The 12,699-nt window shown below is 66.0% G+C and carries 12 protein-coding genes; 6 read left to right on the top strand and 6 right to left on the bottom strand.

Annotation, left to right across the window (positions count from 1 at the left end; genetic code table 11):
* Positions 1-109: 109 nt before the first annotated feature.
* Entirely contained in the window at positions 110-814 is a 705-nt protein-coding gene (locus MTBLM5_RS17170) for a class I SAM-dependent methyltransferase (RefSeq protein WP_254431105.1), read from the bottom strand.
* Positions 811-1,293 carry a tRNA (cytidine(34)-2'-O)-methyltransferase gene (locus tag MTBLM5_RS17165; RefSeq protein ID WP_173977270.1) on the bottom strand — a complete coding sequence of 161 codons (483 nt, stop codon included), beginning with the start codon at positions 1,291-1,293 and terminating at the stop codon, positions 811-813. The genes MTBLM5_RS17170 and MTBLM5_RS17165 overlap by 4 nt, the downstream gene beginning before the upstream one ends.
* Positions 1,294-1,393: 100 nt before the next feature.
* Here MTBLM5_RS17165 and petA point away from each other — a divergent pair, with 100 nt between their 5' ends.
* From petA to MTBLM5_RS17145, 4 genes are all read left to right on the top strand, one after another.
* Positions 1,394-1,951: a ubiquinol-cytochrome c reductase iron-sulfur subunit gene (gene petA, locus MTBLM5_RS17160; protein WP_173977269.1), complete on the top strand. Its 558-nt coding sequence runs from the start codon at positions 1,394-1,396 to the stop codon at positions 1,949-1,951.
* Between the two features lie 9 nt (positions 1,952-1,960).
* The gene (locus MTBLM5_RS17155; protein ID WP_173977268.1) at positions 1,961-3,199 is read left to right on the top strand and encodes a cytochrome b N-terminal domain-containing protein; all 1,239 of its coding nucleotides are present in this window, start codon (positions 1,961-1,963) and stop codon (positions 3,197-3,199) included.
* Entirely contained in the window at positions 3,199-3,966 is a 768-nt protein-coding gene (locus tag MTBLM5_RS17150) for a cytochrome c1 (RefSeq protein WP_173977267.1), read from the top strand. Before MTBLM5_RS17155 ends, MTBLM5_RS17150 begins: the two co-directional genes overlap by 1 nt.
* 141 nt (positions 3,967-4,107) lie before the next feature.
* Positions 4,108-4,983 carry an S-methyl-5'-thioadenosine phosphorylase gene (locus MTBLM5_RS17145; protein WP_173977266.1) on the top strand — a complete coding sequence of 292 codons (876 nt, stop codon included), beginning with the start codon at positions 4,108-4,110 and terminating at the stop codon, positions 4,981-4,983.
* 59 nt (positions 4,984-5,042) lie between these two features.
* Here MTBLM5_RS17145 and phbB read toward each other — a convergent pair whose 3' ends face one another.
* The 3 genes from phbB to MTBLM5_RS17130 all read right to left on the bottom strand — a co-directional run bounded on the left by phbB (position 5,043) and on the right by MTBLM5_RS17130 (position 8,363).
* A complete protein-coding gene (gene phbB, locus MTBLM5_RS17140; RefSeq protein ID WP_173977265.1) occupies positions 5,043-5,765 on the bottom strand; it encodes an acetoacetyl-CoA reductase in 723 nt (240 codons plus the stop codon).
* Positions 5,766-5,889: 124 nt separating this feature from the next.
* Entirely contained in the window at positions 5,890-7,062 is a 1,173-nt protein-coding gene (locus MTBLM5_RS17135) for an acetyl-CoA C-acetyltransferase (protein ID WP_173977264.1), read from the bottom strand.
* Between the two features lie 104 nt (positions 7,063-7,166).
* Positions 7,167-8,363: an alpha/beta fold hydrolase gene (locus tag MTBLM5_RS17130; RefSeq protein ID WP_254431104.1), complete on the bottom strand. Its 1,197-nt coding sequence runs from the start codon at positions 8,361-8,363 to the stop codon at positions 7,167-7,169.
* A gap of 416 nt (positions 8,364-8,779) precedes the next feature.
* Here MTBLM5_RS17130 and phaR point away from each other — a divergent pair, with 416 nt between their 5' ends.
* A complete protein-coding gene (gene phaR / locus MTBLM5_RS17125; protein WP_173977262.1) occupies positions 8,780-9,358 on the top strand; it encodes a polyhydroxyalkanoate synthesis repressor PhaR in 579 nt (192 codons plus the stop codon).
* 171 nt (positions 9,359-9,529) lie between these two features.
* Here phaR and MTBLM5_RS17120 read toward each other — a convergent pair whose 3' ends face one another.
* A complete protein-coding gene (locus MTBLM5_RS17120) occupies positions 9,530-9,841 on the bottom strand; it encodes a hypothetical protein (RefSeq protein WP_173977261.1) in 312 nt (103 codons plus the stop codon).
* A 113-nt stretch (positions 9,842-9,954) separates the two neighbouring features.
* On the opposite strand from MTBLM5_RS17120, the gene MTBLM5_RS17115 reads away from it, so the two are divergent.
* Positions 9,955-12,693, top strand: coding sequence for an ATP-dependent DNA helicase (locus MTBLM5_RS17115; protein WP_173977260.1), 2,739 nt, complete (start codon positions 9,955-9,957; stop codon positions 12,691-12,693).
* The last annotated feature ends 6 nt before the right edge of the window (positions 12,694-12,699 follow it).

The following is a 12,699-nucleotide window of genomic DNA, read 5'->3' as shown; positions in this document are numbered from 1 at the left end:
CGACTTTCCCCCTCGTCACCCTCGGGCTTGACCCGAGGGTCCATGGATGGCCGGGTCAAGCCCGGCCATGACGGGTAACGAGAGGGCCTCCATTTAAGCCAGACAAACTCTAGGCCCGCCGCGTCACCCAGCCGCCGAAGCACAAGGCGCGGAAATAGGGGCGCGGCGGGGTGAAGCCGGCCTGTTCCAGCAGTTCGGCCAACCTCGCCTCGGTGACCGGGTGGATGTCGCGATCGACGTGACGGAAACCCTTGTCGATGGCGTCTTCGTCGATGCCGGCGGCGCGCTGCAGATGGCGCCAGAAGGTGCGCAACTGGGCCTGCCAGTCTTCGTCCCAGGCCGGGCCGAACAGATCGGCCAGGATCAGCGGCGCGCCCGGCTTCAGGTGCTTGGCAATGTCGGTCAGCAATTCCAGCTTGGCGCCGTCGTCGGCCAGGAAATGCAGCACCAACAACAAGGTCGCGGCGTCGAACGGCTCGAAGGTCGGCAATTCGGCCACCGTCGACGGGTACAGGCGGACACGGCCGGCCAGGCCGGCCTCGGCCACCTTGCGCTCGGCCACCGCCAACATTTCCTGCGCCGGGTCCAGCCCGACCAGGGCAAGGCCGGGGCAGGCCATCGCCAGGGCGATGCATTCGACACCGGTCCCGGCGCCGACCACCAGGGCGCGACCGTGACCGCCGGTCATCTCGGCGAACACCATGCACGACAGCTGATGCAGGGCGTCATAGCCGGGAATGGCCTCGCGTACCCGGTGGTCGTAGGCCTGGGCCCTTTCGGCGGCAAACATCCGCTTGGAATCGTCGGTCGTCACGAGCAATCCTTTCCGGGGAAGCCCCCCAATTGGCGCAGCGCCTCGCCCACCGCCAAAGTCGCCGCCACCGCCACGTTCAGTGACCGCACCTCGGGCCGCATCGGGATGACCAGCGAGATATCGGCCTGGGCCGCCACCTCGTCGGGTACGCCGGCACTTTCGCGTCCGACCATGATGACATCGCCCGGCCGGAACGAAAAGCCGTCCAGGCGTTGGTCCCCCCGGGTGGTCAATAGAATCAGTCGATGATTTTCGCCGGCCCTTGCCCGCTGGAAACCGGCCCACGAGGCATGGCGGCAAACCTCGGCATGGGCGACGTAATCCATGCCGGCGCGGCGCATCCGTTTATCGTCCCACAGGAAGCCGCACGGCTCGATCACGTCGAGCGGGAAACCCATGCAGGCGGCCAGCCGCAGCAGGGTCCCCGCGTTCTGAGGGATGTCCGGTTGATAAAGAGCAAGCCGCAAAAATGCCGTCATGAATTAGATTTCGCTTAACTACCATGACTCCCCTGTTGATCGGGGCTCGCCAATGTGGTTAATAGGGCCGCTTCCGCGGGTAAACAAGAGGTTTAAGTCAATGGCTGATACGGCGACGCATGCCCAGCCCTCGTCGGCGGACGGGCAGACCAGGCGGGATTTCCTGCTGTATGCCACCTCCGCTGTCGGCGCTGTCGGCACCGGTCTTGCCCTGTGGCCGTTCGTGCACAGCATGAACCCGGCCGCAGATACCCTGGCATTGTCCACTACCGATGTGGACATCTCCGCCATCCAACCCGGTCAGGCGATCACCGTCGTCTGGCGCGGCAAGCCGGTCTTCGTCCGCCACCGTCAGCCTGAGGAAATCGCCCAGGCTGCCAAGGACGATTCGGTTGGCGATCTGCGCGACAAGGCCACCGACGCCTCGCGTGCGCAGAAGCCGGAATGGCTGGTGCTGATCGGTGTCTGCACCCACTTGGGCTGCGTGCCGCTGGGCCAGAAGCCCGCCGACCCCAAGGGGGATTTCGGCGGCTGGTTCTGCCCGTGCCACGGCTCGCACTACGACACCTCGGGACGTATCCGCAAGGGTCCCGCCCCCGCAAACCTGGCGGTGCCGGACTACAAGTTTACGTCCGACACCACTGTCCGCATCGGGTAAGGAACGGCCATGAGCGGTTTTCAGACCAATAACAAGGTGGTGAGCTGGCTGGACCAGCGGCTTCCCATCTTCTCGATGATGCAGCATTCGGCCGTCGAGTATCCGACTCCGAAGAACCTGAACTACTGGTGGAACTTCGGCTCGCTGGCCGGGTTCGTGCTGGTGGTGATGCTTCTGACCGGCATCTTCCTGGTGATGAACTATTCGTCCCACACCTCGCTGGCCTTCGACTCGGTCGAGCGCATCATGCGCGACGTCAATTACGGGTGGCTGATCCGCTACCTGCATATGAACGGCGCCTCGATGTTCTTCATCCTGGTCTACATCCACATCTTCCGGAACCTGTACTACGGATCGTACAAGTCGCCGCGCGAAGTATTGTGGTGGATCGGCATCCTGATCTATCTGGCGATGATGGCCACCGGCTTCCTGGGCTACGTGCTGCCGTGGGGCCAGATGTCCTTCTGGGGCGCCACCGTCATCACCAACCTGTTCTCGGCCTTCCCGATCGTCGGCGATCCGATCGTCACCCTGCTGTGGGGCGGCTTCTCGGTCGATAATCCGACGCTGAACCGCTTCTTCTCGCTGCATTACCTGCTGCCCTTCGTCATCCTGGGCCTGGTCGTGCTGCATGTGTGGGCGTTGCATACGGTGAAGTCGAACAATCCGCTGGGCGTGGAAATCCAGAGCCCGGCCGACGCCATCCCGTTCCATCCCTACTACACCATCAAGGACCTGTTCGGCATCGGCGTGTTCCTGATGTTCTTCCTGGGCTTCGTTTTCTGGGCGCCGAACTTCTTCGGTGAGCCGGACAACTATATCCCGGCGAACCCGATGGTGACCCCGGCCCACATCGTGCCCGAATGGTACTACCTGCCGTTCTATGCGATCCTGCGCGCCTTCACCATGGACATCTGGGTGATCTCGGCGAAGCTTCAGGGCGTGGTGGCGATGTTCTCGGCCATCATCATCTTGTTCTTCCTGCCGTGGCTCGACACCTCGAAGGTCCGCTCGGCGAAGTTCCGCCCGCTCTACAAGCAGTTCTTCTGGCTCTTCCTGATCAACTGCCTGGTTCTGGGTTATGTCGGCGGCAAGCCGGCCGAGGGGGTGCTGGTCACCATCGGCCAGATCTGCACCGCCTACTACTTCGCCCACTTCCTGATCATCATGCCCCTGCTGGGCAAGATCGAGAAGCCGAAGGCCCTGCCGGCCAGCATCTCGGCGCCCGTGCTGAAGGAGAAGGCATAATGCGCAAGCTCATCCTTTCGGTGCTGACCGCCGCCTCGGTGGCCGGCCTGTCCGGCACCGCCCTGGCCGCGGGCGGCGGCGAGCCGCTGATGAAGCCCGGCTTCTCGTGGGAAGGTCTGTTCGGCAAGTACGAAAAGGCCCAGTTGAAGCGTGGCTTCGAAGTGTTCAACGCGATCTGCTCGAACTGCCACGGCCTGCGTCTGGTGGCCTATCGTAATCTCTCGGCGGTCGGCCTGACCGCGGAAGAGATCAAGGACGTGGCGGCGGCCCGCGAAGTCGCCGATGCGCCCAACGACGAAGGCCTGGTGTCGATGCGTGCCGGCCGTCCGTCGGACAAGTTCATCAGCCCGTTCCCCAACGACAAGGCTGCCGCCGCTGCCAATGGTGGGGCGCTGCCGCCCGACCTGTCGCTGATGGCCAAGGCCCGCGTCGGTGGTCCGAACTACATCTACTCGCTGATGCTGGGCTTCAAGGACGAGGCTCCGGCCGACCATCCGATCCCCGAGGGCAAGTACTTCAACACCTACTTCCCCGGTAACGCCATCAGCATGCCGCCGCAGCTGATGGAAGATCTGGTCAGCTACACCGACGGCACCAAGGCGACGCCCGAGCAGTTGGCCAAGGACATCACCGCCTTCCTGAATTGGGCCGCCGAGCCCGAACTGGACGAGCGCAAGTCCCTGGGTCTGAAGGTCATGCTGTTCCTGGCGGTGTTCACCGCCATGCTGTACGCCCTGAAGGTCCAGATCTGGAAGAACCTGCATTGATGCCCTTGGCGCGCCCGTCCCGGGCGGCTCAGTCGCCGCTCGGGCTTTAGGCCACCAGGCACGTAAACCGGCCGCCATCCTTGCGATGGCGGCCGTTTTGTTTTACCAACGCGGCAATCGATCATCAGGGGGTTTCCTACCATGACCACACCCGTTCTCGGCATCATCGGCGGTTCCGGTGTCTACGACATCGACGGCCTGACCAACAAGGAATGGCGCCGCATCGACAGCCCGTTCGGCCCGGCGTCCGATGAATTGCTGTTCGGCGAACTGGACGGCCAGAAGCTGGTGTTCCTGCCCCGCCACGGTCGCGGCCACGTCATCCCGCCGTCGGAACTGAACTACCGCGCCAATATCGACTGCATGAAGCGGGCCGGCGTCACCGAGATCGTCTCGGTCTCGGCGGTGGGCAGCTTGAAGGAAGAATTGCCGCCCGGCACCTTCGTCATCGTCGATCAGTTCGTCGACCGCACCTTTGCCCGGGTCAAAAGCTTCTTCCAGACCGGCCTGGTCGCCCATGTCTCGATGGCGCACCCGGTGTGCGGCCGCCTGGGCGACATCATCGAGAAGGCGGCAAGCGACGCCGGGATCATCGCGGTGCGCGGCGGCACCTATCTGGTGATGGAAGGCCCGCAATTTTCCACCCAGGCCGAAAGCAATTTGTATCGCCAATGGGGCTGCGACGTCATCGGCATGACCAACATGCCCGAGGCCAAGTTGGCCCGCGAGGCCGAGATGTGCTACGCCACCGTGGCCATGGTCACCGACTATGATTGCTGGCATCCCGACCACGACGCGGTGACGGTGGAACAGGTGATCAAGGTGCTGGTGGAAAATGCCGACCGCGCCCGCGCCCTGGTCAAGGCCATCGTACCCTATGTCGGCGGTCGTTCCGGCAATTGCGCCAAGGGCTGCCACACCGCGTTGGAACACGCCATCATCACCCATGGCGACAAGCGCGACGCCAGCCTGGTCGCCAAGCTGGACGCGGTGGCCGGCCGGGTGTTGAAGGGCTGAAACGCAACAAGGCGGCGGGTCGCCCCGCCGCCTTGTCCATGTCCGACCGGAAAACCGGCTTAGTACATGTGCTGGCCGCCGTTGATCGACAGGGTCGAGCCGGTGATGAAATCGGCATCGTCGGCCGTCAGGAACAGCACACCGCGGGCGATGTCGTCGGCGCGGCCCAGACGGCCGACCGGGATCTTGGCGATGATCTTTTCCAGCACCGCCGGCGGCACGGCGCGGACCATGTCGGTATCGACATAGCCGGGCGCGATGGCGTTGACGGTGATGTTCTTGGCCGCACCTTCCTGGGCCAGGGCCTTGGTGAAGCCATGGATGCCCGACTTGGCGGCGGCGTAATTGACCTGACCGTACTGGCCGGCCTGGCCGTTGATCGAGCCGATATTGACGATACGGCCGAAGCCCTTCTCGCGCATCGAATCGATGGTCAGACGAGCCATGTTGAAGCAGCTGGTCAGGTTGGTGTGGATCACCTCTTCCCACATCTGATAGGTCATGCGGTGAAGGGTGGCGTCACGGGTGATGCCTGCATTGTTGATCAGGATTTCGATCGGGCCGACTTCGGCGGTGATCTTGGCGACGGCGGCTTCGCACTCGGCATAGCTCGAGACGTCGAAGCGATAGGCCGGAATACCGGTCTCTTCGGTGAACTGCCGGGCGGCATCGACATTGCCGGCATAGCTGGCGACGACGCGACGGCCGGCATTCTTCAGACCTTCCGAGATAGCCCGGCCGATGCCGCGGGTACCGCCGGTGACAACTGCTACACGCCCCATGAGATTCTCCTGTCTTTCTGGTTGGCCGGCCGTTTTTTGTGCCGGCATGCTTCCACCCCTTGAAATAAAACGGGAAGCCGCAGGGCGGCCGGCGACTTCCCGGTCCTGAATTCGACTGATTCTATCAGCGCTCGATACACATGGCGATGCCCATGCCGCCGCCGATGCACAAGGTGGCCAGGCCCTTCTTGGCGTCACGCTTGATCATCTCGTGGATCAAGGACACTAGGACGCGGCAGCCCGAGGCGCCGATCGGATGGCCGATGGCGATGGCGCCACCGTTGACGTTGACCTTCGAGGTGTCCCAGCCCATGCCCTTGTTGACGGCGATGGCCTGGGCGGCGAAGGCCTCGTTGGCCTCGACCAGATCCAGCTGCTCGTGGGTCCAGCCGGCCTTTTCCAGCGCCTTCTTCGAGGCCGGAACCGGGCCAATGCCCATGACCTTGGGATCGACGCCGGCGGTGGCCCAGCTCTTGATCTTGGCCAGCGGCTTGATGCCGCGCTTGGCCGCTTCCTCGGCGGTCATCAGCACGACGCAAGCGGCGCCGTCATTGATGCCCGACGCGTTGCCGGCGGTGACGGTGCCGGCCTTGTCGAAGGCCGGACGCAGCTTGGCCAGCGAGTCCAAGGTGGCGCCGAAGCGCACGAACTCGTCGGTGTCGAACTGCTTCTCTTCCTTCTTGACCACGATCTTGACCGGGACGATCTCGTCCTTGAAGCGGCCCGACTTGACGGCGGCCTCGGCCTTGTTCTGCGAGGCCACGGCGAACTCGTCCTGCTCTTCGCGGCTGATGCCGTATTCCTTGGCCACGTTCTCGGCGGTGACGCCCATGTGGTAGGAATTGAACACGTCGGTCAGACCGTCATTGATCATGGTATCGACGAAGCCCATCGGGCCCATCTTGATGCCGCCGCGCAGGTAGCCGGCATGCTGCGAGTTGCTCATGCTTTCATGGCCGCCGGCCACCACGATCTTGGCGTCGCCGGCCAGGATGGCCTGCATGCCCAGCGCCACGGCGCGCAGGCCCGAGCCGCACACCTGGTTGATGGTCAGCGCGGTCGATTCGATCGGCAGGCCGGCCTTGATGGCGGCCTGACGGGCGGTGTTCATGCCATTGCCGGCGCTCAGGATGTGACCCATGATCACGTCGGTAACGTCCGAGGCCGCCACACCGGCCCGCTTCAGGACCTCGGCGATGACGGTGGCGCCCAGGTCGGCAGCCTGCAGCCCGGACAACGAGCCGCTAAACGAACCTACGGCGGTGCGGGTGGCGGCGGCGATAACGATATCGGTCATGGATCACTTCTCCTCGGGTAATTTTGTTGCCCCATAACGCGGCTATTCGAAAGAGAATAAACCGCAACTGTCATAGACCGGAGACGCTGTGCAGCGCAACCGCTCTATTGAACCGAACTTTCCACCAGCCAGCGGGCCAGCGGACGATAAACCTGCGACACGGCACGGGCCGACAGCAGCATGCCGACGTGACCGCCCTTGACCATCATCACCTGGGCGCCGGGAATCGCCGCCGCCAGGGGGGTCGCCGAATCGGGCGGCACGATGCGATCCTTTTCCGGGATCATCGCCAATGTCGGGACGGCGACCCTTGCCGGATCGACCGGGCGGCCGGCCACCAGCCAGCGCCCCTTGGCCGGAGAATTCTCGCCGTACCACTGGAACAGGCATTCCTGCGCCACCGGGCCGGCCAGCGGCACGCCATCATTGGCCCAATCTTCCAGGGCGACGAAATCGCGGGTGCGCGCCGCGCGGCGCGGCAATTGGGCGAACAGGGCGAACTTCTTGGCATTGAGGCCGGGATCGAGCGAGGCGAACATCGCCTGCAGCAGATCGACCGGCAACTGGCCGGCGGCGTCGATCATCATGCCCAAGGGCTGCATCAGGGCGCGCACCAGCACGGCCTGGCCGTCGCGGCCGGCATGGAAATCCCACGGCGTCGCCATCAAGGCCAACGAGGCCACCCGCTCGGGCCGGTGCAGGGCCAGGGCCAGGGCCAGGTCGCCGCCCATGCAATAACCGACCAGGGCGGCCTTGCGCCCGGTCTCGCGTACCACCGCCTCGAGAGCGCCCGCCAGCGGCCCGGTGATATAGGCGGTCAGGTCGAAGCCCAGCTCGGCGGGGCCGGGGCTGTCCCAATCCACCAAAAACGGCGCCAACCCCTTGCCGGCCAGATAGCGCATCAGGCTTTTCCTGGCCGACAGGTCCAGGATATAGGCGCGGTTGACCAGGGACGGAATGACCAGCACCGGCAAGCCGCCGGCCCGGATGCGGTAATCCAGCAGCGAGGTCGAGCCCTGGCGCCAGATTTCCGGCGGCCGATCAAGGGTGCGGGCGTAAGGGTGGCGGCGATAGGCCTCGATGCCGTCCAGCAGCGCCTGATGGCGCCGGGCCGCTTCGGCGGCCAGTTCCTCGTCAAGCCGATTCCACGCCTCGGGGCCGGCGGCGTCGAGGCTTTCCTTCAACGCGTGCGCCTTGTTCGCCAAGCTTTCCTTCCAGCCGAGCGAGCCGCTTTTCAAGAGCGGCAACGCGGCGCGCGAGCCGGCCAGCGTCGATAGATGCGTCAGAAGATGCAGCGGCAAAGGCCGGGGCCCCTGGCGCAGGTGAGTCGGAGGAACTGACGTTCGCCGTTGCGGCATCGTTGGAACGGTCCTCGCTCGCGGGACTGGCAGCGCCGGCGGCTGCCGCTTGGACGAAGGCGGCCGGCACCTGGGTCATCAAGGTGATGCCACGGGCGACCGCTTCGGCAAGCGCCGGATCATTGGCCATCGCGGCCACCTGCTCTTGCCAAAGGTCGAGATAGCGGCGCGCGAGCGCCCTGAAATCCGGCGGCGCTTCAGACATGACCCGGAGTATAGATCAGCCCGACCGCCATGACCAGTGCGACCAGAGGGATTCTGCGTTGCGTTGCGGTGACAAATGCTTTGCGATGCGGCATGATGGAGAAAACAATGATACCCTAGATTTCATCGAGGCCACGCCAAGGAAGCGATACAGGATGTCCGACGCGCACACCGCCCAACAGGCGCCGATCACCATCAAGAAGTACGCCAACCGCCGACTTTACAACACCGCCACCTCGTCCTACGTCACCCTGGACCACCTGGCCCAGATGGTGAAGGACGGTGCCGACTTCGTCGTTTACGACGCCAAGTCGGGCGAGGACATCACCCGCTCGGTGCTGACCCAGATCATTGTCGAGGAAGAATCCAAGGGCGGCCAGAACCTGCTGCCCATCAGCTTCCTGCGCCAGTTGATCGGCTTTTACGGCGATTCCCTGGGCGGCCTGGTGCCGCGCTACCTGGAGACCTCGATGCAGGCCTTCTCGCGCAACGAGCAGCAGATGCGCCAGGTGATGCAGAACGCCCTGGAAGGCATCTTCCCGTTCAATCCGCTGGAAGAGATGAACAAGCAGAACATGGCCTTCGTCGAGAACGCCATGAAGATGTTCAACCCCTTCATCCCCGGCGGCGGCGTGGACGGCACGGCCGAGGGCGGCGACGCGCAGTTGAACGACCTGAAGGCCCAGGTCGCCATGCTGCAGCGCCAGCTGGAAGAGATCGGCAAGAAGAAGTAAGGCGCCCTTGGGGCCGGGGGGCGAAGCCCCCCTTTCTTGCAGAAGGGTCCGGCCACAGGCCGGGGGGCGAAGCCCCCCTTTCTTGCAGAAGGGTCCGGCCACAGGCCGGGGGGCGAAGCCCCCCTTTCTTGCAGAAGGATCCGGCCACAGGCCGGGGGGGCGAAGCCCCCCTTACTTGCAGAAGGTCAAGCCCGCCTCGGGGTCCCGATGGCAGAACACCTTCTTGTCGCCGACGCGGCCGATGGTGTTGCCCTGGCCGTCCTTCATCAAGATGACCTTGTCCTTGCCCATCTTGCCGACGGTGCCGTCGGGGGTCTTTTGCAGCATCACCGATTCGCCATCGACGCGGCCGAAGGTGGTGCCATCCTCCTTGTCGGTCAGGATATAGGTGCCGTCGCTCGGCTTCTTGGCCGCCTTGTCGGCGGCCACCGCCGGCGACAGCGCCAAGGCGGACAGGACGAAAGCGGCGATCAAGGGACGCATGGCGGGCTCCGGCACAGGCTGGTGAAGGGCTTGACCCCATTCAACCATCGGCCTGGTTAAAAATCCATCCCACCGGCTTTGATCGCCGGCCGCCTGGCTCTATACTCCGGCCCATGTCGCCGCCCGCCCCTCCCCGCATCCTGCTTCCGCGCGCGCCCGCCCTGATCGCCGGCATCCGCGAGGCGGTGTGGCTGGACCTTGACGGCGAGTTCCACCACCTGACCCTGGCCGAGGCCGCCGCCCGCGCCCGCGCCGAGCCCGCCCTGGTCTGCCATGCCCCGGCGGTGGCCGGCCGGCTGGGCCTTGACCAGATGGCGGCGATCGACCTGCTGGAATTGTTCGCCTTCGTCCGCCCGGCCCGCTTCTGCCTGCCCACCCCCAGGGGATTGGCCGAGGCGCTGAACCTGGCCCCGCCCGGCGATGCCGAGGATGCGGCCGAATTGCTGATCCGCGCCGCCCGCACCTTGCTGGAGGAGTTGGCCGAGCGCACCGGCCAGGACAGTGCCGCCCGGGCCGGCGACACCCGCTCGGCGGCCTGGGCGATGGCCAAGGCCGGCTGGTCGTGGTCCACCTCGGTTCTGGCGGCCCTGGGGGTGTCGGGGGATTTGGGCCGCGGCGGCTCGCTTCGGGTGTGGGAGCGGCTGCCGGAATGGTCGGAACACGCGCCCGAGCCGGCGCCCGGCAACCAGCCGGTCGAACCCGAGGCGGCGCGCAAGCGCCTGGCCGAGTTGCTGGGAGTCAACGCCGAGCACCGCCCGGCCCAGGCCGATTACGCCTCGGCGGCCTCCCAGGCCTTCATTCCGCGCGAACGGGTGGGCGAGCCCCGCCTGGTGCTGGCCGAGGCCGGCACCGGCACCGGCAAGACCCTGGGCTATATCGCGCCCGCCTCGCTGTGGGCCGAGGCCAACGGCGCCCCGGTGTGGCTATCGACCTATACCCGCAACCTGCAGCGCCAGCTGGACGGCGAGTTGGATCGGCTGTACCGCGATCCCGGCACCAAGGCCCGCAAGGTGGTGGTCCGGAAAGGCCGCGAGAATTATCTGTGCCTGCTGAATTTCGAGGAAATGGTCAGCCGCCACCGCCCGGCCGATGCGGTGGGCGCCGGCCTGATGGCCCGCTGGGCCCTGGCCACCCGCGACGGCGACATGGTCGGCGGCGACTTCCCCGGCTGGCTGCCCGATCTGGTCGGTCGCGCCCGCTCGATCGGTTTGACCGACCGGCGCGGCGAATGCATCTTCTCGGCCTGCCCGCACTTTTCCCGCTGCTTCATCGAGCGCGCCATCCGAAAAGCAAGGCGCGCCGATCTGGTCATCGCCAACCATGCCCTGGTGCTGGTCCAGGCGGCCTTGGGCGGGTTGGACGACGAAAGCCAGCCGCAGCGTCTGGTGTTCGACGAGGGCCATCATCTGTTCGAAGCGGCCGATTCGGCCTTTTCCGCCCATCTGACCGGCTTCGAGGCGGCCGAGGTGCGCCGCTGGCTGCTGGGCCCCGAGGGCGACGGCGCCCGCTCGCGGGCACGCGGTTTGAAGAAACGCGCCGAAGACCTGCTGGGCCTGGCCGAGGAAGCCCCCGAGGCCCTGGACGCCGCCCTGCTGGCCGCCCAGTGCCTGCCCGGCCCCGGCTGGCAGACCCGCATCAGCGAGGGCCAGCCCGTTGGTGCCACCGAGCGCTTTCTTGGCTTGGCCCGCCAGCAGGTGCTGGCCCGCAGCCAGGCCCCCGATTCGCCCTATAGCCTGGAAGCCGAATGCCAGCCGCCCATCGACGGCCTGCCCGAGGCCGCCGGCGATCTGGCCAACCATCTGGGCCGCCTGGGCCAACCCCTGACCGTGCTGGCCACCTGCCTGGAAAAGGCCCTGGACGATGAGGCGCGCGAACTGGACAGCGCCACCCGCTCGCGCATCGAAAGCCTGTCGCGCTCGATCCAGCGCCGGGTGCTGCTGCCGCTGGCCGGCTGGAAGGGCATGCTGGACGATCTGAACACCGGGCCGCAGGATCGCGTCGTCGATTGGTTCGGCATCGACCGGATCGACGGCCGCGACGTCGATGCCGGCATGCACCGCCACTGGATCGACCCCGGCATTCCCTTCGCCAAGACCGTGCTGGAGCCCGCGCACGGCGTGCTGATCACCTCGGCGACCTTAAGGGACGGCACTGCCGAGCAAGGCTGGCTGGCGGCCGAGCGCCGCCTGGGCACGGTCCATCTGGCCGCCGCGCCATTTCGCGCCGCCATGCCCTCGCCGTTCGATTATGCCGCCCAGACCCGGGTGCTGGTGGTGACTGACGTCCGCAAGGACGACATGGCCCAGGTGGCGGCGGCCTATCGCGAGCTGTTCCTGGCGTCCGGCGGCGGCGCGCTGGGTCTGTTCACCGCCATCTCGCGCCTGAAGGCGGTGCATGGCCGCATTGCCGGCCCACTGGATCAGGCCGGCCTGACCCTGCTGGCCCAGCATGTGGATAATCTGGACACCGCCACCCTGGTCGACATCTTCCGCTCGGAGGAGGAATCCTGCCTGCTGGGCACCGACGCGGTCCGGGACGGCGTTGACGTGCCGGGGCGCTCGTTGCGGCTGATCGTGTTCGACCGGGTGCCATGGCCGCGCCCCGACATCTTGCACCGCCACCGCCGCGCCGAGTTCGGCGGCAAGGCCTATGACGACATGATCGCCCGGCTGCGCCTGAAACAGGCCTTCGGCCGCCTGATCCGCCGGGCCGGCGACCATGGTGTGTTCGTGGCCCTGGACCCGATGATGCCCAGCCGCCTTTATTCCGCCTTCCCCGAGGGCTGCGAGGTCAAGAAGGTCGGCCTGGCCGAGGCGGTGCGGGTGACGCGGGAGTTTCTGGGCGGAACCTGACCGGGG

Origin of the sequence: Magnetospirillum sp. LM-5, from assembly GCF_902729445.1 — a bacterium.
Lineage (GTDB): Bacteria > Pseudomonadota > Alphaproteobacteria > Rhodospirillales > Magnetospirillaceae > Magnetospirillum.
This window is presented reverse-complemented; position numbering and strand designations above follow the sequence as displayed.

Bases quoted from the DNA above. Each gene is read 5' to 3' on its own strand.
- MTBLM5_RS17165 (WP_173977270.1), bottom strand. From the start codon at position 1,293: ATGACGGCATTTTTGCGGCTTGCTCTTTATCAACCGGACATCCCTCAG.
- phbB (WP_173977265.1), bottom strand. From the start codon at position 5,765: ATGGGGCGTGTAGCAGTTGTCACCGGCGGTACCCGCGGCATCGGCCGG.
- MTBLM5_RS17115 (WP_173977260.1), top strand. From the start codon at position 9,955: ATGTCGCCGCCCGCCCCTCCCCGCATCCTGCTTCCGCGCGCGCCCGCC.
- phaR (WP_173977262.1), top strand. From the start codon at position 8,780: ATGTCCGACGCGCACACCGCCCAACAGGCGCCGATCACCATCAAGAAG.
- MTBLM5_RS17120 (WP_173977261.1), bottom strand. From the start codon at position 9,841: ATGCGTCCCTTGATCGCCGCTTTCGTCCTGTCCGCCTTGGCGCTGTCG.
- MTBLM5_RS17135 (WP_173977264.1), bottom strand. From the start codon at position 7,062: ATGACCGATATCGTTATCGCCGCCGCCACCCGCACCGCCGTAGGTTCG.
- MTBLM5_RS17150 (WP_173977267.1), top strand. From the start codon at position 3,199: ATGCGCAAGCTCATCCTTTCGGTGCTGACCGCCGCCTCGGTGGCCGGC.
- MTBLM5_RS17145 (WP_173977266.1), top strand. From the start codon at position 4,108: ATGACCACACCCGTTCTCGGCATCATCGGCGGTTCCGGTGTCTACGAC.
- MTBLM5_RS17155 (WP_173977268.1), top strand. From the start codon at position 1,961: ATGAGCGGTTTTCAGACCAATAACAAGGTGGTGAGCTGGCTGGACCAG.
- petA (WP_173977269.1), top strand. From the start codon at position 1,394: ATGGCTGATACGGCGACGCATGCCCAGCCCTCGTCGGCGGACGGGCAG.